Annotated in this window: 16 protein-coding genes and 1 pseudogene; 11 read left to right on the top strand and 6 right to left on the bottom strand. The window is 71.9% G+C overall.

What is annotated here, in order from left to right:
- The first annotated feature begins 35 nt into the window (after window positions 1-35).
- From ACFWY5_RS37105 to ACFWY5_RS37095, 3 genes are all read left to right on the top strand, one after another.
- Window positions 36-731 (top strand): IclR family transcriptional regulator, encoded by a 696-nt coding sequence (locus ACFWY5_RS37105; protein WP_379637545.1) that lies wholly within the window; start codon window positions 36-38, stop codon window positions 729-731.
- 74 nt (window positions 732-805) lie between these two features.
- Window positions 806-2242 carry a glycerol kinase GlpK gene (gene glpK / locus ACFWY5_RS37100; RefSeq protein ID WP_379637544.1) on the top strand — a complete coding sequence of 479 codons (1437 nt, stop codon included), beginning with the start codon at window positions 806-808 and terminating at the stop codon, window positions 2240-2242.
- On the top strand, window positions 2239-3765 hold the full coding sequence (locus ACFWY5_RS37095; protein ID WP_379637543.1) for a glycerol-3-phosphate dehydrogenase/oxidase: 1527 nt from the start codon (window positions 2239-2241) through the stop codon (window positions 3763-3765). Before glpK ends, ACFWY5_RS37095 begins: the two co-directional genes overlap by 4 nt.
- On the opposite strand, the gene ACFWY5_RS37090 is transcribed toward ACFWY5_RS37095, so the two are convergent.
- Window positions 3745-5871, bottom strand: a complete 2127-nt coding sequence (locus ACFWY5_RS37090; protein WP_379637542.1) for a carbon starvation CstA family protein — start codon at window positions 5869-5871, stop codon at window positions 3745-3747. The genes ACFWY5_RS37095 and ACFWY5_RS37090 overlap by 21 nt on opposite strands.
- The gene (locus ACFWY5_RS37085) at window positions 5868-6167 is read right to left on the bottom strand and encodes a hypothetical protein (RefSeq protein WP_379617953.1); all 300 of its coding nucleotides are present in this window, start codon (window positions 6165-6167) and stop codon (window positions 5868-5870) included. The genes ACFWY5_RS37090 and ACFWY5_RS37085 overlap by 4 nt, the downstream gene beginning before the upstream one ends.
- Before the next feature lie 308 nt (window positions 6168-6475).
- On the opposite strand from ACFWY5_RS37085, the gene ACFWY5_RS37080 reads away from it, so the two are divergent.
- Both ACFWY5_RS37080 and ACFWY5_RS37075 read left to right on the top strand, forming a co-directional pair.
- Window positions 6476-7135 carry a phosphotransferase gene (locus ACFWY5_RS37080; RefSeq protein ID WP_221340622.1) on the top strand — a complete coding sequence of 220 codons (660 nt, stop codon included), beginning with the start codon at window positions 6476-6478 and terminating at the stop codon, window positions 7133-7135.
- 330 nt (window positions 7136-7465) lie between these two features.
- Complete coding sequence (locus tag ACFWY5_RS37075; RefSeq protein WP_379637584.1) at window positions 7466-8536, top strand: polysaccharide deacetylase family protein; 1071 nt, start codon at window positions 7466-7468, stop codon at window positions 8534-8536.
- Between the two features lie 375 nt (window positions 8537-8911).
- Here the strand turns inward: ACFWY5_RS37075 and ACFWY5_RS37070 are convergent, their stop codons facing one another.
- Window positions 8912-9868, bottom strand: a complete 957-nt coding sequence (locus ACFWY5_RS37070) for a helix-turn-helix domain-containing protein (protein WP_379637541.1) — start codon at window positions 9866-9868, stop codon at window positions 8912-8914.
- Window positions 9869-10502: 634 nt separating this feature from the next.
- On the opposite strand from ACFWY5_RS37070, the gene ACFWY5_RS37065 reads away from it, so the two are divergent.
- The 3 genes from ACFWY5_RS37065 (at window position 10503) to ACFWY5_RS37055 (ending at window position 12762) form a co-directional block, all read left to right on the top strand.
- Entirely contained in the window at window positions 10503-11882 is a 1380-nt protein-coding gene (locus ACFWY5_RS37065) for a MarR family transcriptional regulator (protein ID WP_379637540.1), read from the top strand.
- Between the two features lie 247 nt (window positions 11883-12129).
- On the top strand, window positions 12130-12279 hold the full coding sequence (locus ACFWY5_RS37060; RefSeq protein WP_184963740.1) for a hypothetical protein: 150 nt from the start codon (window positions 12130-12132) through the stop codon (window positions 12277-12279).
- Window positions 12280-12621: 342 nt separating this feature from the next.
- Window positions 12622-12762 (top strand): hypothetical protein, encoded by a 141-nt coding sequence (locus tag ACFWY5_RS37055; protein ID WP_379637539.1) that lies wholly within the window; start codon window positions 12622-12624, stop codon window positions 12760-12762.
- A 392-nt stretch (window positions 12763-13154) separates the two neighbouring features.
- Here the strand turns inward: ACFWY5_RS37055 and ACFWY5_RS37050 are convergent, their stop codons facing one another.
- The gene (locus tag ACFWY5_RS37050) at window positions 13155-16082 is read right to left on the bottom strand and encodes a type I polyketide synthase (protein WP_379637538.1); all 2928 of its coding nucleotides are present in this window, start codon (window positions 16080-16082) and stop codon (window positions 13155-13157) included.
- An 84-nt stretch (window positions 16083-16166) separates the two neighbouring features.
- Between ACFWY5_RS37050 and ACFWY5_RS37045 the strand changes: the two genes are divergently transcribed.
- Window positions 16167-19235 (top strand): amino acid adenylation domain-containing protein, encoded by a 3069-nt coding sequence (locus ACFWY5_RS37045; protein WP_379637537.1) that lies wholly within the window; start codon window positions 16167-16169, stop codon window positions 19233-19235.
- Window positions 19236-19285: 50 nt separating this feature from the next.
- Here ACFWY5_RS37045 and ACFWY5_RS37040 read toward each other — a convergent pair whose 3' ends face one another.
- Window positions 19286-20497: a helix-turn-helix domain-containing protein gene (locus ACFWY5_RS37040; protein ID WP_379617937.1), complete on the bottom strand. Its 1212-nt coding sequence runs from the start codon at window positions 20495-20497 to the stop codon at window positions 19286-19288.
- Window positions 20498-21078: 581 nt separating this feature from the next.
- On the opposite strand from ACFWY5_RS37040, the pseudogene ACFWY5_RS37035 reads away from it, so the two are divergent.
- Window positions 21079-21405: pseudogene (locus ACFWY5_RS37035) on the top strand (HAD family hydrolase); the annotation flags it as partial.
- Window positions 21398-21784 (top strand): hypothetical protein, encoded by a 387-nt coding sequence (locus tag ACFWY5_RS37030; protein ID WP_379637536.1) that lies wholly within the window; start codon window positions 21398-21400, stop codon window positions 21782-21784. The pseudogene ACFWY5_RS37035 and the gene ACFWY5_RS37030, both read left to right, overlap by 8 nt.
- A 248-nt stretch (window positions 21785-22032) precedes the next feature.
- Here the strand turns inward: ACFWY5_RS37030 and ACFWY5_RS37025 are convergent, their stop codons facing one another.
- The gene (locus ACFWY5_RS37025) at window positions 22033-22707 is read right to left on the bottom strand and encodes a TetR/AcrR family transcriptional regulator (protein ID WP_379617933.1); all 675 of its coding nucleotides are present in this window, start codon (window positions 22705-22707) and stop codon (window positions 22033-22035) included.
- Window positions 22708-22717 lie beyond the last annotated feature (10 nt).

Genomic DNA, 22717 nt, shown 5'->3' with positions numbered 1-22717 from the left:
TTCGACAATCCCGAACAGGCGCTATCGTCGGCACCGTGGGAGAGACGATCCAGTCGGTCGAGCGGGCCGCGGCCATCCTCAGGCTCCTGGCCGCGGGGCCGCGCCAGCTGGGCGTGGCCGAGCTGGCCAGGGCCACGGCCCTGCCCAAGGGCACGCTCCACGGCATCCTGCGCACCCTCGTGCACGTCGGCTTCGTGGAGCAGGACGCCGCCACCGGCAAGTACCGGCTCGGCGCCACCCTGCTCCATCTGGGCAGCAGCTACCTCGACGTCAACGAGCTGCGCGGCCGCTCGCTCAACTGGGCCGACGGCCTGGCCGGGCGCAGCAGGGAGAGCGTGTGGATCGGCACCCTGCACGAGGGCCAGGTCCTGGTGATCCACCACGTCTTCCGGCCGGACGACAGCATGCAGGTCCTGCAGGTGGGCGCGTACCTGCCGGCCCGCACCACCGCGCTCGGCAAGGTCCTGCTGGCCCACGACCCCTACGAGGAGTCCGACGAGGACGGGCTCGACCTGGTCAGATCCCAGGGCTGGGCCGCCGAGCTGGAGGAGCTGGAGGAGGGCGAGGTCTCCGTCGCCGCGCCCATCAAGGATCCCAGCGGCGTCGTCGTGGGCGCCATCGGCATCCGGGGCGCCGTTGAGCGTCTGACCAGGGACGGCGCGCTGGACATGCGCTACGTCTCCTACGTGCGCGACGCCGCCCGCGCCATCACCCGCGATCTGGCCCGTTGAAACATCCGCCCCCGACCCCGTACGATTCTGCCGAGCGTTCGGCATTGTCGAACATCGTGGAAAGAGGCTTCCCCGTGTACGCAGCCGCCATCGACCAGGGCACCACCTCCAGCCGGTGCATCGTGTTCGACCACGACGGCAACATCATCTCCGTCGCCCAGCGCGAGCACCGCCAGATCTTCCCCCGCCCCGGCTGGGTGGAGCACGACGCCGCCGAGATCTGGGCGGCGGTCCAGGGCGTCCTGGCCGAGGCGGTCGACGGGCTGGAGATCGCCGCGCTCGGCATCACGAACCAGCGCGAGACCGCCGTGCTGTGGGACCGGCGGACGGGCGAGCCGGTCTGCCCGGCGATCGTCTGGCAGGACACCCGCACCGACGAGCTCATCGCCGGGATGGACGGCGAGATCTTCCGCGAACGGGCTGGGCTGCCGCTGACCACGTACTTCTCCGGGCCCAAGGTGCGCTGGATGCTCGACCGGGGACTGCGCGAACGGGCCGAGCGGGGCGAGATCCTGTTCGGGACGGTGGACAGCTGGCTCATCTGGAAGCTGACCGGCCGGCACGTCACCGACGTGACGAACGCCAGCCGTACGCTGATGATGAACATCCACACGCTGGCCTGGGACGACGAACTGCTCGCCGCGCTCGGCGTGCCGCGGGCGATCCTCCCCGAGATCCGGCCGTCGTCGGAGGTCTACGGGCACTTCCGCGGCATCCCGGTCGCCGCCGCGCTCGGCGACCAGCAGGCCGCCCTGTTCGGGCAGACCTGCTTCGAGCCGGGCGAGACCAAGTCCACCTACGGCTCGGGCAGCTTCCTGCTGATGAACACCGGCGCCAAGCCCGTCGTCTCCCGGCACGGCCTGCTCACCACCGTCGGCTACCAGCTCGGCGACGGCCCCGCCACGTACGCGCTCGAAGGCGCCATCGCCGTCACCGGCTCCCTCGTGCAGTGGCTGCGCGACAACCTCGGCCTGATCTCCAGCGCCGCCGAGATCGAGACGCTCGCCAAGACGGTCGACGACAACGGCGGCTGCTACTTCGTGCCCGCCTTCTCCGGCCTGTTCGCGCCCCACTGGCGCGGCGACGCGCGCGGGGTCATCGCCGGGCTGACGGCCTTCGTCAACAAGGGGCACCTGGCGCGGGCCGTCCTGGAGGCGACGGCCTTCCAGACCCGTGAGGTCGTCGAGGCGATGAACGCCGACGCCGGGCTCGCGCTGACCGGCCTGCGCGTGGACGGCGGCATGACCGCCGACAACCTGCTCATGCAGACCCTCGCCGACGTGCTGGACGTGCCGGTCATCAGGCCGGTGGTCGCCGAGACCACCGCGCTGGGCGCCGCCTACGCCGCGGGCCTGGCCACCGGCTACTGGGACGGCCTCGCGACCCTGCGCGCCAACTGGCACAAGGCGGCCGAGTGGCGGCCGGTGATCGACCCCGGCCGGCGTGAGCGCGAGTACCGCGACTGGAACAAGGCCGTCGCCCGCACGCTCGACTGGGTGGAGAAGTCATGATGATCGTCACGGGAGCCGGCCGCGAGCAGACGCGGGAGGAGCTCTCCAGGGCCGTGTTCGACCTGCTGGTCATCGGCGGCGGCATCCTGGGCACCTCCGTCACCTGGATGGCCGCCCAGGCGGGGCTGCGCGTGGCCATGGTGGACGCGGGCGACTTCGCCGGCGCCACCTCCAGCGCGTCGTCGAAGCTGGTCCACGGCGGCCTGCGCTACCTGCAGACCGGCAACCTCAAGCTCGTCGCCGAGAACCACCGCGAACGCCGCGCCCTGGCCGCCGACATCGCCCCGCACCTGGTCAAGCCGCTCGACTTCGTCGTACCCGTGTACAAGGGCGGGCCGCACGGCGCGGCCAAGCTGGGGGCGGGCGTGTTCCTGTACTCGGCGCTGTCGGCCTCGCTCGGCCGGATCGTCGGCCCGCGCAAGGCCCAGGAGCTGGTGCCGGAACTGCGCATGGACGGCCTGCGCGCCGCCGCCGTCTACGGCGACCACCAGATGAACGACAGCCGGGTCGCGGTGATGACCGTGCGCGCGGCGGTGGAGGCGGGCGCGGTCGTGCTCAACCACGCCGAGGTGGCCGGGCTGCGCTTCAGCCGGGGCAGCGTGTGCGGGGCGGAGCTGCGCGACCGGCTCGACGGCACGGAGTTCGGCGTCCAGGCCCACCTGGTGCTCAACGCCACCGGCCCCTGGGTGGACGAGCTGCGCCGGATGGAGGACGAGGCCGCCGAGCCGAGCATCCGGCTGTCCAAGGGCGCGCACGTGGTCATGCGCCGGCGCGAGCCGTGGAAGGCGGCGCTGACCACGCCGATCGACAAGTACCGCGTGTCCTTCGCCATCCCGTGGGAGGACCACCTGCTGCTGGGCACCACCGACGAGGAGTACACCGGCGACCCCGGGCAGGTACGCGCCACCGACGCCGACGTCGGCCAGATCCTCGACGAGGCCGGCCACGCGGTCACCGGGCTGTCCAGGCAGGACATCACCTACACCTTCGCCGGGCTGCGCGTGCTGCCCGGCGGGCCCGGCCGGGTCACGGCGGCCAAGCGGGAGACCGTCCTGACCTATGGCAGGGGCGGCATGCTGTCGGTGGCCGGCGGCAAGTGGACGACCTACCGGCACATCGGCAGGCACGTGTTCGAGACCCTGTCGAAGGTGCTGGGCGGCGACCACGCCAAGGTGCTGCCGGCCGTACCGCTGCCGGGGATGGCCAGTCCCGACGCGGTCGCGATGCGGTTGTTCACCGACCGCGAGCCGGACGCGCGGATGGACCCGCTGATCGCCCGCCACCTGGCCACGCACTACGGCTCGCTCGCCTTCGACCTGGCCCGGCTGATCCAGCAGGACCCGGTGCTGGGCGAGCGCATCCATCCGGACGGGCCCGACATCTGGGCGCAGGTCGTCTACGCGCGCGAGCGCGAGTGGGCGGCGACCGTCGACGACGTCGTACGGCGCCGCACCACCCTCACGATCCGCGGCCTGGACACCCCCGGGATCCGCGACCGGGTCTCAGCCCTTCTCCGCGGCTGAGGCGGCCATCAGCTCCTTCTCCTCGCGGGTGGCGATCAGCCCGGCCGGTTCGACGAGCTTGGACTCCACGAACGGCTCCTCGGTGCTCGGCAGCGGGTCGGGCGACCTGATCGCCCGCACCCAGACGCGGATCGCGTCCAGCAGCACGATGATGATGAGCACCGCGAACAACGCCGCCAGGATCCCGTCGACGGTCGAGTTGACGACGATCTGCCGCATGGCCTCGGGCGTCTTGGCCGGGGCCAGGACCTGTCCCTGGTCGATCGCCGCCTGGAAGCGGTTGCGCTGGGCGAAGAAGCCGAGCCCGGGGTCGCTGGAGAAGACCTTCTGGTAGCTGGCCGTGAGCGTCACCGCGACGTCCCAGGCGAGGGGCACACCGGTCACCCACGCCCATTTCAGCCGCCCGCTCTTGATGAGCAGCGTGGTCGCCACGGTCAGCGCCACAGCCGCAAGCAACTGGTTGGCGATGCCGAACAGCGGGAAGAGCTGGTTGATGCCGCCGAGCGGATCGTTGACGCCCTGGTAGAGGAAGTAGCCCCAGGCCGCCACGACCACCGCGCTGGTCCCGACGAGTCCGGGCCACCAGCTGACGCGGCCGATCGGCTTCCACACGTTGCCGAGCGTGTCCTGCAGCATGAAGCGCCCGACGCGGGTGCCGGCGTCCACGGTGGTGAGGATGAACAGCGCCTCGAACATGATCGCGAAGTGGTACCAGAACGCCTGCAGCCCCGGCCCGCCGATGAAGTCGGAGAAGATCTGCGACAAGCCGACCGCCAGCGTCGGCGCACCTCCCGTCCGGGCGATGAGCGTCTCCTCCTGTACGGCCTGCGCCGCCGCCTGGAGTTGTTCTGGAGTGATGACGAAGCCCATGTTCGACACCGCCTCGGCGGCCGTCTGGACCGTGGCGCCGACGACCCCGGCGGGCGAGTTCATGGCGAAGTACAGCCCGGGGCTCAGGATGCAGGCCGCGGTGATGGCCATGACCGCCACGAACGACTCCATCAGCATGGAGCCGTAGCCGATCATCCGGACCTGGGTCTCCTTCTGGATCATCTTGGGCGTGGTGCCCGAGGAGATCAGGGAGTGGAAGCCCGACAGCGCCCCGCAGGCGATGATGATGAAGACGAACGGGAACAGCGACCCGGCGAAGACCGGGCCCTTGCCGCTGAAGGCGAAGTCGGTGAACGCCGTCGTCCGCATCACCGGCATGGTGATCGCGACGCCGATCGCGAGCAGCACGATCGTGCCGATCTTCATGAACGTCGACAGGTAGTCGCGGGGCGCGAGCAGCATCCAGACCGGCAGCACGGCGGCGACGAAGCCGTAGGCGATCAGCCACAGCGACAGCGCCGACGGGCTGAGCGTGAACGTCTCCGCCCAGCTCGACTCCTGCACCCAGCCGCCGGCGACGATCGCCAGCAGCAGCAGGCCGACGCCGATGACCGTCGTCTCGACGACCCGGCCCGGCCGTAGCTTGCGCAGGTAGAAGCCCATGAAGAAGGCGATCGGGATGGTCATCGCGATCGAGAAGGTGCCCCAGGGCGAACGTGCCAGCGCGCCCACGACGACCAGCGCGAGCACCGCCAGCAAGATGATCATGATGGCGAAGACCGCGATCAGCGCGGCGGCGCCGCCGATCGGGCCGATCTCGTCGCGGGCCATCTGGCCGAGGCTCTTGCCGTTGCGGCGCATGGAGAAGAACAGGATCACCATGTCCTGGACGGCGCCGGCGAAGATGACGCCCGCGACGATCCAGATCGTGCCCGGCAGATAGCCCATCTGCGCCGCCAGCACCGGCCCGACCAGCGGTCCGGCCCCGGCGATCGCGGCGAAGTGGTGGCCGAACAAGATACGCCGGTCGGTCGGGTGGTAGTCGATGCCGTTGTTGAGCCGCTCGGCCGGCGTGGCGCGCCGGGCGTCGGCGCCGAGCACGCGGCGCAGGATGAAGCGGGCGTAGAAGCGGTAGGCGATGGCGTACGAGCCCAGCGCCGCGGCCAGAAGCCAGATCGCGTTGACGTTCTCACCCCGTGACAGGGCGAGAACTCCCCAGCCGACGGCGCCGACGACGGCGACGGCTGTCCAGATGAGTATGGATCGCAGTTTCACCGGACGGTCCCTCCTAGGCAGGGGAGGTCGGTCGTGAAGCGCCGCCAGCGCCCCCACGTGTGGCAGTCGATCGTGACCGCGTGCCCGGCGAGGTGCATCCAGGCGACGGGGAGAGCGAAGGCGGGATCGTCGCCGAGTTGCCGTGCGCGGCGGGGGAGCCGGGCCCGGCGTACCGGCCGGGCCGAGAACTCTCCGTCGTGCGCGCAGCACACGCCGATGCCGTGCCACTCGAAGAAGATCACCTCATCCGGGCGCAGCGCGTCGCGCGCCGCGGCGGTGAGTGTGATCGAGAACATCCCTCACTCCTGTTGCAGGATCATTTTCGACGCTAGCCCCCTGGCACCCCCACGTAAAGCACCGGCCGGATCTTCGCGCGCCGGACGCCGCAGGTCCGCCACCTGAAGGCCGCCCGTGATCACCTGGGCGATCACCCGCGCGAACGCGCGCCGCGTTGCTCTTGTCGCGCGTGGTGACGGAACGGACAATCGTCTGGGTGTTCCTGAGGGGAGGTCTGTTGGAGGGCGGCAATGACGGTGGTGCTGTTCGTGTGGGGGGCACGGTTCGCAGGACGGTCAGGCGTTGGACCCGGACGGTTCACGCGCTGTTGAGACATCTGGAAGGCAAGGGATTCGAGGGGGCGCCGCGCGTCCTGGGAATCGACTCCGAGGGCCGCGAGGTCCTCACGTATCTGGAAGGCGAGACGATGGGCGTGCGCCGGGTCTGGCCCGAGTGGACGCGCACCGAGGACACGCTGCGCCAGGTCGCCTGGTGGCTGCGTGACTACCACGAGGCCGTCGCCGACTTCGTGCCGCCCCCTGACGCCGAATGGCGGACGGGCGTGCGCTGGTCGCCCGGCATGATCATCGCGCACAACGACGCGAGCTCGTTCAACGCCGCCTGGTCGGCGGGACGGCTGGTCGGGTTCTTCGACTGGGACTTCGCCGGCCCGACCACCGTCCAGTCGGACCTGGCGTGGACGGCACTGGGGTGGGTGCCGCTGCACGCCCGCCGCGTGGCCGCGTCGGAGGGCTTCACGGACTTCGCCGCGCGGCCGCACCGGCTGCGGATGTTCCTGGAGTCGTACGGCTGGGCCGGGGAGGCGGGCCCGATCGTCGAGGAGATCCGGGCCAGGATGAGCGCCCGGGCCAGGGAGATCCGCCGCTTCGGCGTCGGCGGCGAGGCCCTGTACAAGCGGCTGCTCAGCCAGGGGGTCGCCGACGACATGGACCAGGCGGTCAGGGAACTGGAGGAGCTTCGGCTGTGACGCGTCACCAGGGCGCCGGTCCAGGGCGTCGGGCGGGGTCGCGAGCCTGACGGCGGTGCTGGAGACGCTGACGACGCGCGGGGCGGCCCAGCGCCCTGACGGCTTGGCAAGTACCGCGCCCAGCCCGCGCCTTCAGGGCGGCGTAGGTGAGATCGTGCTCACCTACGCCCGCGCGGGCCGAACCCGGGGTGCACCGCGGGCAGTTCCTCGCCGCGTCCAAGGGTCGGGCGTTCCTCGATCCTCGGGGCCGTGGGAGCAACATTGCCACTTATGGCAATTCATGGCAACGTTTAGGCAACAACAGGCAAGCATGGAGGGCGGAAGAACGTGATGCTCTATGCCGGAGTCTCCTGGGATTCCGCCGGCTACGAAGTCGAGGTCATGGACCAGACGGGGCGCGCGGCGCGCTCCCCGGCCAGGTTCGCCGCGGACGAGCGCGACGGCATCGTCGCCTACCTGCGCCGCCTGGCCCGGGCGCCGGAGCAGTCCCTCGTGGCCGTGGTGGAAAGCACCAACGGAGTCCTCGACGGCAGCCTCATGGCCGCCGGGCTCGAGGTCTACCGCGCCGACCCCTGGATGCTCGCCCGGCGGCCGGTCCTCGCCTCGGTGCCCGCGCGCGCCCTGGCCGACACCGCCAGGCGCGACCTGACACAGCTGACCAGGCTCGGCATCTCCGGCGGCACGCTCACCGGCCGCCTGGACGAGCTCCAGGCCGGCATCGCGCGCAGCGTCGCCGCCGAGCAGCCGCTCAAGCGGGCCGGCCGCTGGTTCGGCAACGGCTCGCGCGAGCACACCGGCATCGCCCTGACCTTCGACGACGGGCCGCACCCGCCGTACACAGGAGGCGTCCTCGACGTCCTGGACAGGTACGGCGTGCCCGCCACCTTCTTCTGCGTCGGCCTGCACGCCGGGGCGCACTCCGAGGAGATCGCCCGCATGACCGAGGCCGGTCACCTGATCGGCAACCACACCTGGTCGCACGCCTTCCTGCCCGACCTCACCCGATCGCAGCTCGAAGAGCAGATCGAGCGCACCAACGAGGCGATCGACGGCGCGGGCGGCACCCCGACCCGCTACTTCCGCCCGCCGTACGGCGCGCGCAGCCCCGAGGTCGTCGGCTGGCTCGGCGACCACGGCGTCACCACCGTGCTGTGGGACGTCGACGCCGCCGACTGGACGATGCCGGAGCCGGCGAAGATCGCCGCCGACGTGCTGGAGCGCACCCGGCCCGGCTCGGTCATCGTGCTGCACGACGGCGGCGGCGACCGCTCGAACACCGTGGCCGCGCTGCCGGCGCTGATCGAGGGCCTGCTGGAGCGCGGGCACCGCTTCGTGCCGGCAGACGAGCTGGCCCCGCCCGTGACCCGGCCCCTGGCCGAGACCGTGGAGGAACCGGCGTGAGCATCGCGACCGGGGAGAACGAGACGAGCTCGCCCACGGCATCCCTCCTCGGCCGACCCGCTTCGAGGTCGGGGAGGCCGTGCAGCCGGGCATAGGGCCGTATGTCCCGCGGCTTTGCCTTGGCGTCTCCGGCCGGTGCGCGCTGAGGCCCCGGGCGCGTGTCAGCCGGGTTTCAACGCTTTGGGCATGGCGGTGGGGCGCGCAGGGGCTTCCCCGTGGGCGTGCGGCGGCCCGGGCGGGGCGGAGGCTTTTGGGATGGTGCGAAGACCCGGCGAAAGGGGGATCCGCCGCTGACCCGGTGAGGCGAGGACCGGGAGAGCGGGGTTCCGGGTGGGGCGCGGTCTGGCGTGAGACGCGGACCGGGCCTCGGATGGGCTAGGGGTCGGAGCGGAGGACGCCGCGTTCTGTGGCGCGGACGCCGGCCTGGAAGCGGCTGCGGGCCCCCAGGAGTGTCATGAGCTCGGCGGTGATCCGGCGCGTGGTCCGGATGGAGACGCCGAGGCGGCGGGCGATGGTCTCGTCGGTGTGGCCGTCTGCCAGCAGGCGCAGTACGGCCAGTTGCTGCGCGGTCAGCTCCTCTCCTTGGCGGCGCGGCTGCCCGGCCCCGAGTTCGGCGGAGTTCTCCCACACCGACTCGAAGTGCTCGCACAGCGCGTTGACGATCCCCGTCCCCCTGATCAGGACGGCCCCCATGGTCTCCTCCTCCGGGTTGACCGGCACCAGCGCGCTCTCCCTGTCGTAGATGAGCAGCCGCTGGGAGAGCGCCCCGTAGGTGCGCACGAGCGCGCCGGCCTCGGTCAGCCAGTGGGCGTACTCAAGGGTCAAGCTGTCGTTGTAGATGCTCTGCACGTAGATCGTCCGCATGAGGACGCCGCGGTCAAGGATGGCCTGATCGAGCGGGCGGCTGGCTTCCATGGCCTCCCTGGTCTGCGCGCCGCGGGGCGCGAAGGCCATCAGCTCGGTCTGGCAGGTGTTGGCGAGTTCTTCGATGCGGGTGCGGATCTCGTCGAGGCCGGTCAAATGGTCGACCTCGGGGTGCTGGGCCGCACGCTGTCTCGAATGTTGCTCGATGAGCTCCATCACCGCCCGCCGGTTGGCGGCCAGTTCCTGCTGGCGCTGGAGAAGCTCCTGCTCCTGGCGGGCCAGGAGAGTGGAGAACCCCACCGCGGGGGTCACCGCCAGCAGGGTTTCCGGATGTTCCCACGACGGGCGTACCAGCGATAACTCGGCAAGCTCGTCGAGGATGTGGCGTACTCGTCTCGGCGGCCAGCCGAGGAGGTTCGCCAGGTCGTTCACTCCGTACTGGGGGTTGTCAAGGATTGCGCTGTACAACGTAGCTGCGTCTGGGCCCAAACCTATGGACTCGAACACGCCGCCTCCCGAAGCTGCCAACGGGCATCGTTGGACGTTGAGTCTCCCGTGGGGATTCTACTTTGGCAATCTTGACATGGCCCTTTCCTTTGGCCACTTTTTCTCAGTTTGGCGAGCCCGGCTCGTGCTTTACCGCGGTGAGAAATAGGAGGTCCAGATAAGCGGGCGGCCGCGGGCTCCGTTTGCGCTGGTAAGCCGTTGATCCACCGCCCGCCCGGCGTGCTGCGCGCCGGGCCCGTCAGACCCGCCGTGGGTGCTGATGTCGTCCTCTACCCGCTCACCCTCACAGAGTGTGTTCGTGCGAGTACGGCAGGCCGGTCGGGGCAGGGGAGGCTGGCAGCACCCTGCCACCGCAGCTTCATGACACGGCAGCATGCTGCCCTTCAATTATTTGCCGCCATATACTTATGGAGATCGATTGGGAGAAAGTGCTGCGGTTTTAATCAGGGATTGATGAATAGTGTACATCGTCACGGCCCGATTGAGCGGGCGGTCACCTGGAGCGAACGCAGAACGGTTCGAACTCTCCCTTCGGAGCTTCGTCGGCCGCGCCAGCGGCCTGGAGCATTTCCACGTAAGAGCCGAGCCAGACGGCATGAACGTGGTCTTTTTCCTCCTGCAGGCGACGCTTCTGGAAGCGGAGGCCAAGGCCGTCGAGATCTGCCAGCAGGCGCTGGACGCGGCCGGGCGCGGCGATTGGGTCATAACGCAGTGCATGGCCACGATCGTCGACCAGGCGGAGGACATCATCATTTCCGACTGGGCGGCGGTGCCGGTCCCGCAGTTCCCGGAAAACGGCGCCGCTGAGCGTCCTTCGACCAGGGTGCGGGGCGTCGGTCCCACCGTGATCGGCCAGATGAACGAGCGCTACGTCCTCGACCTGATCCGCCACCTCGGCCGGGTTTCGCGGGCCGAACTGGCCAGGGTGTCCGGATTGTCGAAGCCGACGGTCTCCTCGGCGGTCATGAACCTGGAGAACAACGGCCTGGTCGAGCGCCACGGCAAGCAGGACGGCGGTCCCGGGCGGGCCGCCACCCTCTTCCGCGTGCGGCGCGAGGCCGGCTGGGTCATGGGCGTCGACGTCCGCGACGGCGTCGCGAAGTGGGCGGTCTCCCGGCTGGACGGCGACACGCGGGTCACCCGCGTCTCCGCGCTGCGCGGCGAGAACGAGGCCGAGTGCTTCGACGACCTCATACGCACCGTCGACCTGGTCTGCAAGCAGGCCGGCATCGCCCGCGAGGACCTCACGTGGGTGGTGGCGGGCTTCTCCGCGCCGCCGTGCGAGGTGGCGCCCAGCCCGCAGGGCACCAGTTGCCACGCCGCCGTCGACCGCGCGCTCGGCCGCCTGTTCGGGCCGAACTACCTGGCCAGGCGGGCGGTGGAGATGGAGATGCTCTACAAGTACCGCAACAGCGACCGGCGGGCGGCCAGGGACATGGTTTACGTCGCGGTCGGCCGTTCCATCGAGATCGGCCTGGTCGTGGACGGCCGGCTTCAGGCCTCGCCCGTGCCCGTCTGCGTCCCCGAGGCGCTGACGCTCGCCGGCCGCATGTCGGGCGCCGCCGAACCCCGGGTGTGCGAACGGCCGGCCGACGGCCCCGTCCAGACGGACCTGGAACACATTCTGGCCACCCGTGGCCTGGGCGAACTGTCGCTGGACGACCTGCTCGAAGACGCCGAGCGGGGACACGAGGACGCGCTGCGGATCGTGGCGGAGATGGCGGTGCTGACCGCCAGGCTCCTCGTCGCGGTCTCGGCGATCACCCGGCCGGAACTGGTGGTGTTCATCGGCAGGCTGGCCGGCCTGCCGGGCTTTCCCGGCCGGGTGAGCGCCGAGCTGGCCGCCATGGCCGCCTGGATGTCGCCCGAGATGGAGGTCGGCACGGGACGGGGCGAGGCCGTCCTGGACGGATGCCTGGCCGAGGGCTTCGACCTCGCGTGGAATTCCATACTCGACGACCTCGGTCGTGGATAGCGATTTCCGAACCTCATTCGGCCCGCCGGGGTGGCGGGACGTTCCCGGACCATTGGGCGCGCTTTCGCCTTGCGTTAAGTGCGCGTTCAATCGGCCCGGCATATTCGCATGTCCTTTTATCGGGCTCTTTGACACGGTCCTGCCATTGCAGGGTGCTGACACCTGAAATCCTCGATTTCGGCATTGCGGCGGTCAAGAATCAAAAGCGAAGCAAGCGCTTCAGGAAATACCAGAAGGAGGAAGAACAATGATCAGCACGATGGCCAAGCGAATCGCCCTTCCGATCATCATCAGCGCCGCCGCTTTCTCTTCTGTCGCCGCCGTGTCCTCCGCCGCCTACGCCGCGGCGCCGCCCAACACGACCACGGCCGACAAGGACACGAATGGCTGGGGCTGACCTTTCTGAATCGCCGGCAGAACGCCGTCGCATTCGGGAAAAGGCCCGGGACGATGCACATCGCTGATCGGATCCCGGGCCCGCGCGCCGGGGGCGCGAGAAAACTGAACTTTTCCTGTGAAATTCGGGTGCAGTTGCCATTCGGGGGTTCCGATGGAAGGTCCGCACAAGCCGCGTTCCGCGACCGGGATCCGTGTCCAGGACCCCTGCGCCTTCCCCGCCGCCGCGGCAGGTAGCCGTACCCGGGAGCATCGCGTGTCCTCAGGGGGATACTTCGGTATCGCGATGGCCACCGCCCTCATGGCGCTCCTCACAGGTGTCTTCGCCCGAGGGAGCAGGGACATGAAGACCAGGATCACTCCGGCCGACACGCACGCCGACCCGTCGCGGGAGCCGGGCGCCTCCAGGGTGCCCGCCGCACAACCCGACCTCTCGCGGGTCGCCGCCACGCTGCCAGAAGGCGTGGAGATCGACTGGCCGTAAGCCCCACCCGGCCGTGTACCTCCCCGGCCGGCCGCGAATCACCGCCACACCCGAATCGCCGCCACTCCTGGATCGCCACTCCTGGATCGCTTTCGCAGGCCGACGCCGCACGCGCGCGTCGACCCGCCCACGCGCTCGCGCAGGCAGTCCTGCGGAGCCATCCACCCAGCGCCCGCGCCGCCACCCCCAGGCCGCGCGGGCGCTGTCTTGGCCAAGACCACCGCCGAACCCCGCCGGGCTCCAAGGGCACCCACGTGGCAAGGTCCTGGGCACACATGGCAAGGCCGGCGCACGGCAGAACGGGCCACGACCACAGCGCGGCGCCGGGGGTGCTGTGAGAGCTCCCAAGCCCACGTGACCTCCCATGTGAGGGCCAGGCGCCGGAGTACCGGTCACGGGCCCGCCGCGGCCACGGGCTCCGCCAGCAGGTCGAGCACGATGGTGGTCTGCCGCCCGAGCGTACGGCCGGCCAGCATCGACCGGATCGGCACCCGGATCCCGAGCTCCTGGTTGACCTTCCTGGCCAGGCTCGTGATGAGCAGCGAGTCGCCGCCGAGCTGGAAGAAGTCGGACTCGGCCGTCAGATCCGACCGGCCGAGCAACTCCGTCCAGAGCCCGGCCAGCACCGCGGGCGCGTCGCCGGCCCGATCCACCGGGACGCCGTCCCAGGAGGGACTCTCGACAACAGGCAGGGCGAGGTCGAGCTCCTTGGCGGTGGCTTCCGGAGCCACCCATCGAGGCCCGGCGAACGGATAGGTGGGCAGGTGAACGCGCCGCCCGGCCCCGCACAGCGCGCGCGGATCGACGGGCTGGCCGAGGGTCCAGAGCCGGCCCAGCGCGTTCAGCACCTCGTCGGCCGCGTGGGAAGAGGCATGGCCGGGGGAGAGCGGTACGGTGACCAGGTTCGCGGCCAGGGCCGACAGCGTGGTTCCGGGGCCGATCTCGATCGCGACCGCGCCGGGCAGCGCCAGGGCGGTGGAGGCCATGGCCTCGGCGTAGCGTACGGGGTGGCGGGCCTGTTCGATGAACGCCTCCGGGCTCACCACCACCCCGGCGGGAATCACCCGCCCCGTGCTGTTGGCCGCGTAAGGCAGCACGGGCCGCCGCAGCCGGATGTCGGTCAGCTCCATCGCCAGCTCCGGCACCGCGGGCTGGACCAGACGCGTGTGGAAGGCGTGGCTGGTACGCAGCCTGCGATGGAAGACCTTGTCGCCCAGGGCCAGCTCGAAGCGTTCGACCGCGGCGACGGTGCCGCCCAGCACGCAGGAGTCGGCCGAGTTGACCGCGGCCAGTTCCAGGTCCACCCCGGCTTCGGCGGCCAGCTTCGTGGCCTGCGCCTCCGGGCAGCCGAGCGCGATCATGGCCCCGGGCGGGCAGCCCTGCATCGCGCTGCCCCGCACGGCCACGAACCGGGCCGCGTCGGGCAGCGTGAACACCCCGGCCAGGCAGGCGGCGGTGATCTCGCCGAGGCTGTGGCCGATCAGGGACGCTGGCCGTACCCCCAAGGCCATGAGGGCGGTGGCGGCGGCGTGCTCCAGCGCGAACAGCGACGGCTGCGCCAGCTCGGTCTCCCGCAGGCCGGCGGCGGGGAAGGCGGGGTCGAGCAGCGCCCGCTCGACCCGCTCGGCGAGTTCCGGTGAGAAGCAGTCCAGGCAGGCGGCCAGCGCGGCGGGGAAGCCCGGCAGCGACCGCGCGAACGGCACCGCCATCCCCGGACGCTGGCTGCCCTGGCCGGGAAAGAGGAAGACGACCGGAGCGGGGCCGTCCGCCGGACGGCGCCCCCGGGCCGCGCCGTCCGGCAGGGCCGCGGCCACCTCGGCGGCCGTGCGCCCCGACACCGCCAGCCGCTCCTGCAGCTCCGCCCGGCCGGTGGCCAGCGTGAAGGACACGTCGGCCAGATCGGGCGCGCGCGTGGCGAGGTGGCTCGCGAGCCGGCGCGCCGACCGGTCCAGCGCCTCTCGGTCGGCCGCCGACACCAGCACGAGGTGCGCGGTCTCTCCGCCCGAGCCGTCGAGGGGGGAGAGGGCGGGGGGTTGTTCGATGACCACGTGGGCGTTGGTGCCGCCGATGCCGAAGGCGCTGACCCCCGCGCGGCGCGGCAGCGGCCCGGTCCAGGCGGCGAGCTCCGCCGGCACCCGCAGGGGCGAGTCACCGGTCTCCAGCAGCGGGCTGAGCCTGGTGAACCCGGCCACCGGCGGTACGACGCCCTCGCGCACCACCAGCAACGCCTTGACCAGGGCGGCGAGCCCGGCGGCCGCGTCGAGGTGGCCGATGTTGGCCTTGAGCGCCCCCACCGCCACCTGCCCCGGCCCGGCGCCCATGCCCTTGAGCGCCGCCGAGGCCGCCGACCACTCGATGGGGTCGCCGACCCGGGTACCGGTCGCGTGCGCCTCCAGGTAGCCGATGGACTCGGCGCCGACGCCGGCCGCGCGCAGCGCGGACCTGATCACGGACTCCTGCCCGGCCACGGAGGGGGCGTGGTAGCCGGCCTTGGCCGCGCCGTCGTTGTTGATCGCCGTGCCGAGGATGATCCCGTACGGCGAAGGCCCGTCCTCCAAGGCGTCGGCCAGCCGCCGCAGCACCACGCAGACCACCCCGGACCCGGCGACCACGCCGTCGGCCCGCGCGTCGAACGGCCGGCAGGAACCGGCGGCCGACTGGATCCCGCCCGGCACGCACAGGTACCCGGCCTGCGGGAACCCGAGCCCGGCCGCCACGACGACGGCCTGGTCGCAGTCGCCGGCGACCAGCGCCTGCACGGCCAGGTGGACGCCGACCAGCGAGGACGAGCAGGCGGTCTGCACGGCCATGGCGGGCCCGGTCAGGCCGAGCTTGTAGGCGATGCGGCCGGCCATGAAGTCGGGCTCGGTGCCGTGGATGACCTGGTCGAGCGTGGCCGGGTCGAGCGTACGGCCGGTGACCAGGCTGCGCAGGTAGCCGCTGCCGCTGCTGGAGGCGTACACGCCGGTGCGGGAGTCCTCGCCCGGCCGCCCGGCCCCGGCGTCCTCCAGCGCCGCCCATGCCGCTTCCAGCATGAGGCGGTGCTGCGGGTCCATGAGCTGCGCCTCGCGGGCGCTGACCCGGAAGAGCGTGTTGTCGAAGCGGTCGGCGCCGTCGAGGTGGCCGCGCACGGGCACGTAGCCGGGGTCGTCGGCCAGCGCGGCCGGCACTCCGGCGGCCAGCAGCGCGGCCCTGTCGTAGCGCGTAGTGAGCACCTTCCCCGACGTCAGCGCGGCCCACCACGCGTCGAGGTCCTTCGAGCCGGGGAACCTGGCGGAGATTCCCGTCACGGCGATGTCGGGCGATCGGTCGCGGGCCATGAGCACACCTCCCGGAACTGTCGGGCAACAGCTTGCCTGATTTGCCAATCATGTGGCAATCTTTTGACAAGAATGGTGAGGGGAGTGGAAACCGTGCAGCCAGATCCGAGCTGGACGACGGGGCGCCCGTGCGCCTCGCTCAGCGAAGGCCTGCACGAGGTGCTCGCGCGGACGGCACTGTCACGACCGGACGCGCCCGCCTTGGTGTCGGGACACACCACCGTGACGTACGGCGAGCTCAACCGGACCGCCGACGCGTGGGCGGCCCGGCTGGCGGAGGCCGGAGTGACCAGGGGCGCCCGCGTGCCCATCCTGCTGCCGAGAAGCATCGAGCTGGTGACCGCGCTGCTGGCCGTACTGAAGACGGGGGCCGCCTACGCGCTGCTCGACCCCGCCTGGCCCGCGCGCCGCCTCGCCGAGGTGACCGAGGACCTGGCCGCCGGGCTGGTGGTGTGCTGGCCGGACGCCGGCTGCCCCGACCTCGGGTTGCCGGTGTGGTCGCCGCCGGACGGGCCGGTCACCGTACCGGACGGGTACCGGCCCGCCGCCGTCGGCGGCGGCGACCCCGCGTGCGTCTTCTTCACCTCGGGCACGACGGGGCGGCCCAAGGGCGTGCTCACCCCGCACTGGGCCACGGCCCGGCTCTTCCAGCACGACGGGTTCGCCCGCTTCGGCGCCCACACGGTGATGCCGCTGGCCGCGCCGGCCCCATGGGACGCCTTCTCGCTGGAACTGTGGTCGGTGCTGCTGAACGGCGGCACCTCGCTGATCATCGAGGAGCCCTACCTGTCGGCGGCCTGCCTGCGCGCGGCCGTCGAGACCCACGGCACGGACACGGTCTGGCTCACCAGCAGCCTGTTCAACATGATCGTCGACGAGGACGTCGACGCCTTCCACGGCCTGCGCCAGGTCATGATCGGCGGCGAGCGGCTGTCGGCCGGGCACGTGGCCAGGTTCGTCGGCAGGCACCCGGTGATCGTGCTGCTCAACGGCTACGGTCCCGTCGAGAGCACCGTCTTCGCCACCACCCATCGCGTCACCGCCGCCGACTGCGAACGCCCCGGCGGCATCCCGCTCGGCCGCCCGGTCCCCGGCACCCAGGTGCACGTCCTGGACGGCATCCGCCCCTGCGCCGTGGGGGAGACCGGCGAGATCTGCATCGCCGGGGAGGGCCTGGCCCTCGGCTACCTCGGCGACGAGGAGCTCACCCGCGCGAGGTTCACCCACGTGCGGGTCGGCGGCCGCCGCACCCGCGTCTACCGCACCGGCGACCTCGGCGTCTGGAGCCCCGACGGCCTGCTGCACTTCCGCGGCCGCGCCGACCGCCAGGTCAAGATCCGCGGCCACCGTATCGAGCCCGCCGAGATCGAGCGCCAGATCGAACGCCTCCTCCCCGCGGTACGGCACTGCCGCGTGCTGCCCCGGCCCGGCGACGGTGGCGCCGCCCGCGACCTGGTGGCGTTCTGCGTGCCGGAAACCCCCGGCGACCCGCTCGACGCGGCACTCGGCGCCCTGAACCTGGTCCTTGCCCCCTACCACCGCCCCGCCGCCGTGGTGAGCGTGCCCGCCTTCCCGGTGACCGAACGCGGCAAGCTCGACGAGCGCGCCCTCCTCTCCATGGCGCCGGACAGCGCGGCCCAAGCCGGACCCGGCATCGAGGCGGCCTCCGACGATCCCGTCGACCGGCTCGTGGCCGCCGTCTTCGGCGAGGTCCTCGGCAGGCAGGACGTCCCCCGCGACGTCCCCCTGGTCGAGCTGGGCGGTGACTCGCTGGCCGCCGGGCGGATCTGCGCCCGGCTGTCGGCCCGCCTGGAGCGGCCCGTCCCCGTCTCGCGCGTCTACCGCCACCCCACCGCCGCCGCCCTGGCCGCCTGGCTGCGCTCCACCGAGGGCCAGGACGGCCGGGACGGCGCCCCGGCCGCCTGCGACGTCGTCCCCCTGACCCCCGTGCAGGCCGGCTACCTGACCAGGCACCTGGACTCGCCCGGCGACCGCACCGCCCACTGCCTGCTCACCTGGATCGTCGAGGGCGAGCTGGACCGCGCCGCCCTGGAGGCGGCCGTGGCCGCCGTGCACCGCAGGCACGAGCCGCTGCGCGCCGTCTACCTGCCCGACCCGAGGCCCGCCGCCTGGACCTCGCCCGACATCCCGCCCCCACCCCTGGAGGTGCTCCCGGCGCGGCCGGACGCCGAGAGCGCCGTCCGCGCGTTACGCGCCGCCCTGGCCGGCCCGCTGGAGCTGACCGGCGGCGAGGTGTGGCGCACCGCGCTGGTCCCCGTGGCGCCGGACCTGGCCGTCTTCGGCGCCGCCGTCCACCACATCGCCTTCGACGGCTGGTCGGAGTCCGTCCTGGCCGCCGACCTGGCCGACGCCTACAACCACGGCCACTGCGGCCCCGCGCCGCGCCAACGCCGCCACCCGGTCCCCGCCGGCCTCGACGAGCACAGCGACTACCTGCTCGAAGAACTCTCCGCGGTCCCCGAACTGCGCTGGCCCGCCGACGAGGTGGACCCGCTGGCCCGCGGCCCCCGCCACCTGGAGAGCCCGCTGGCCCCCGCCGTCGTGGCCGGGGTCGACGAACTGGCCGCCCGGCTCGGCGTCACGCGCTTCGCCGCGCTGCTCGCGCTGTGCGCGAGCAGCCTGGCCGAGGTGACCGGCCAGCGCGACTTCGCCGTCGGCGTCCCCATCGCCCAGAGGTACGGCGCGGCGCTCGACCGGGCCGTCGGCTGCCACATCAACATGCTCTGCGTCCGCCTGCGCGGCAGCGCGCTGGACGGCGGCACGGCCGCGGTGAGGGAGACCGGGAACGCCGTCGCCCGCGCGTTCGCCGCCCAGGACGTGCCCTTCCCCGAGGTGCTGCGGCTGGTGAATCCGCCGCGCACCGGCCGCCCGCCTATCTACCAGACGCTCTTCGCCCTGCAGGACAACGCGCCCGCCGGGCTCGCGCTGAGCGGGCTCAGGACGGCGTTCGTGCGGCAGCCGTACCTGGAACTGCCGGTTGAGCTGCATACGGAGCTGTGGCCGCGCGAGGACGGCGGCCTGCGGATGGTCGTCTCCTACCGGCCGCGGACCGTCGCGGAGAGCACCGCCGAGGAGTTCGCCAAGCGCTTCACCGACCGCCTCCACACCATCCCCTCAGCAGCCCGGCCCTAACGCGCCGCGGCGGGGCCGGTCGGGCTGGGCGCTTTCGCCGGAGTCAACGGTCAGGCCTTGCTGTAGAGCGTGGTGGCCAGGATCTTCCAGATCTCGGCCGCCAGTTCGACGTTGAGCGCCTCCTGTGCCTGCGTGGCCAGGGTACGCAGCGCGGTGTTGCCCTCCTCGACCTGGCCGTCGAGGATGAGCAACTGGCTGCGCAACGCCTGGAACCGGATGCGGTCGCGGAAGGACAGCAGCAGCTCGCCCGCCTCGCCGATCCGCTCGACCAGCTCGCGGGCCTGCTCGATCCGGCCGTCCTCGAAGGCCAGGTGGGCGCGGAGCGTGAGCAGCTGCTGCTGGTGCAGGTCGGTGCCGACCAGGGCGAGCACCGGGCCGACCTCGTCCAGCCTGGCCGCGGCCCGGTCGGTCAGCGGCGGGGTGATCTGCAGGTAGAGCGAGGCGGCGGCCAGCCGCAGCCGCATCCACAGCTGCAGGTCGCCCCGGCTGTCGAGGCCCTGCAACGCGCGCTCCAGGGCCTGCTGTGCGCCGGAGTAGTCGCCCTGCCGGATGCGTACGGTGGCCGAGGCCCACAGCGCCTTGATGAACAGTGTGCCGCCGGCCTGCTCCGTCACCTCGCACAACTCGTCGGCGTGGGCTCTGGCCTCGGCCAGCCGGCCGGCCTCCGCCTCGGCCGAGACCAGCGCCTGGAGCGCGCCGGCCCGGTCGGCGGTGGACAGGTCGGGGGAGAGCGTGTAGGCCTCGTGGGCGTAGTCGCGAGCCCGGGTGTTGTCGCCGAGGGCCTGCACACACCGCGACAGCTCGGTGCGCGAGCGGGCGCGCAGCTCGGGCGAGCCCAGGCTGTCGCTCAGCGCGACCAGCTCACCCAGGAGCTCCAGCTCCTCGTCGTGGTGGCCCTGGCCGCCGCGGATGCGGGCGAGCAGCCACATCGCCTGCCAGGTCAGGGCCGGGTTGAGACGGTCGTCGGCGCGCAGGGCGTCGGCCAGGGCCTCGCCCGGGTCGCCGGTCTCCTCCGCTGAGGTCACCGAGGCCAGCACCTGGGCCAGCGACTGCGGTTCGTGCGCGGCGTCGAAGGCCGACACCGGCACGCCGAGGCGCACGGCCAGGTGCTCGACGACGCGGGCGGTGGGCGGGCGGGCGCCGGACTCCAGCCGGGAGAGATAGCCGGTGGACAGCCCGCCGGCGGCGAGCGCGGCCTGAGACAGCCCGCGTTCGAGACGGAGCGCCCTGAGGCGATGGCCGAAGGCCGGTTGAGCGAGCATTCCTTCTCTCAGCAGACATTATGAGGCGTGTGCATTGTGTCAGAAACTAATCACATTGTGCCAGAAATGGCAACGTGATGTCGGTCATCGATGACGGGATGTGACCTTGGCAACACGCTGCAATGGGCGCATGCTGCCGCACACGGATGCTGCAGGGGTGGTGGTATGCCGGTAAATGTGTAAGTCATGACACTCGCGGGGATAGCAGGGGCTTCGCTGGCGATTGCCGGTCTTTGTGGAGTACGCGCGGTCGCCTTCGACTTTAACGGCACCATCACCAGCGACGGCGAACTGCAATATCTCGTCTACGCCGAAACCGCCGCCGCCGAGCTGGGGGTGGAGCTCGACCGGCCCTTTCCTCCGCGCCCGGCTCGGCGGCCTGAGCGACCGGGACCTGTTCCATGAGATCCATCGGGCCTTCCGCCTGCGGCCACCGGCGCCCGAACAGCTCGAACGGCTCGGCCGGGCCCGCCTGGCGCGTTACCTGGCTCGCCTGCGCACGGTGTCGCCGGTCCGGCCCGACGCGGCCGTCCTGATCCGGCGCCTATCCGTCCACGTGCCGCCGGCCCCTCGTCGCCGGCGGCCCGCGCGCCGAGGTGGAGCCCGTGCCGGCGCTCGCGGGACTCACGCACCTGTTCGCGACCGTGTTGACGCGCGAGGACGTCACGCACGGAAAACCACACCCGGAGGGATATATCACGGCGATGGAGCGCCTCGCCGAAATAGTCCCGAGGTTGCGCCCCGAAGACATCGTTGTCTTCGAGGATTCGGCGCTTGGAATTTCGGCCGCCGGAGCCGCCGGAATGCGCACCGTGTCCGTTCACCCCGCTGCCGGAAAGCACGCCGACCTGATGTGCACGGCCATGGACGAAATGGAGTTGGCACGAGAGGGACGGACAATTGGCTGACCTGAAGCAGAGCGTCGCGGTCATCTATCACCCGAGCCGGGAAACGGCCGCCAAGGCGCTCGCCGCGCAGTGCGCGGAGCTCTCACCCCGGCTCGTCGCCGGCCCCGGCCCCACCGGCCCGCCCAGCCCTCCGCACGCCACCGTCCGAGCCTGGGCCGCCTGCCCCGCCGAGGCCACCCACCACCTGGTCCTGCGGGACGACGTGGTGCTCGCCAAGGACTTCGCCGCGCACCTGAAGGCGGCCGTACGGCAGCGCCCCGGCCACGGCATCGCCCTCCACGTCAACCGCGACAGCCCGCGCAACTCCTACCTGTTCGCCCGCATCACGGCCGTGCGGGCGGCACTGACCACCCAGGACCGCATCGCCTACGCGGTCTGACCCCAGCCCCGGCCACCCTGGGTGTCCCGCGCCACCCGGAAACCCGCTGGCATCCGCGCAAACTCGGGGAAAGCATGTGGCGGCCTCGAACGCGCCGAACCTTCAGAGGGCTCGGCAGCGCTGCGGATGGGCGCGACGGTTTCGGAGGTGCCGCCGCCGGGAGCGGGTTCGGTGGCGGGGATCCGGGGAGCGGGAGCGGTTGCCGGGCCGTAGGAAGGGCGGCGGCTTTCAAGGGTCGTGAAGGGGGATCAGGTGGGGGTGTCGGGGGCGAGGGAGGCGGTGATGCCGTCCAGGACGAGGGTGAGTTTGCGGTCGAACCAGATCGCCGCCGGTTCGTTGAGGGCGGCGCGCATCAGGGCCTCGATCTCGGGCCCCACCCCCTCCGCCCACGCGTCCGCCGTCGCCACCCGTACCGGCCCGTCCGCCGCGGGCCGGTCCATCTGCTGGCCCCGCCCGAACACGTCCACCGTCAGGTCGAAGACCGTGTCCACCGCGAGGAAGGCCCGCTCCGGCGTGAACCCGCACGACACGAGCAGCCGCACCGCCGCCCCGAACCGCACCATGATCTGCGAGGGAAAGCGTGTCAGCCGCAGGAACTCCTGGATGAGCCCCGGGTGCGCGTCCAGCAGCCGCCAGATCGCCCACGCCTGCTCGCGCAGGTCGGCCCGCCAGTCGCCGGTGGGCCGCGGCCACTCGGCCCGCTGCATGGCCCGGTCGATGGCCAGGATGACGAGCTCCTGCCGGTCGGTCACGTGCCGGTAGAGGGCGGAGTGGCTGACGTGCAGGCGCTCGCCCACGGTGGCCAGCGTCAGGTTGTCGAAGCCGACGGCCAGGGCGGCGTCGGCGATGGCCGGGCGCGTGATGCGGGGCGGCCGCCCGCGGGGGCGGCCGAGTACTCGCCACTGGGGTCGTTCCTCGGCCATGGCCCCATTG

Origin of the sequence: Nonomuraea sp. NPDC059007 (genome assembly GCF_042740555.1) — a bacterium.
Taxonomy (GTDB): domain Bacteria; phylum Actinomycetota; class Actinomycetes; order Streptosporangiales; family Streptosporangiaceae; genus Nonomuraea.
Note: the sequence above shows the minus strand (reverse complement) of the source record. Positions and strands in the feature narration are given on the sequence as shown.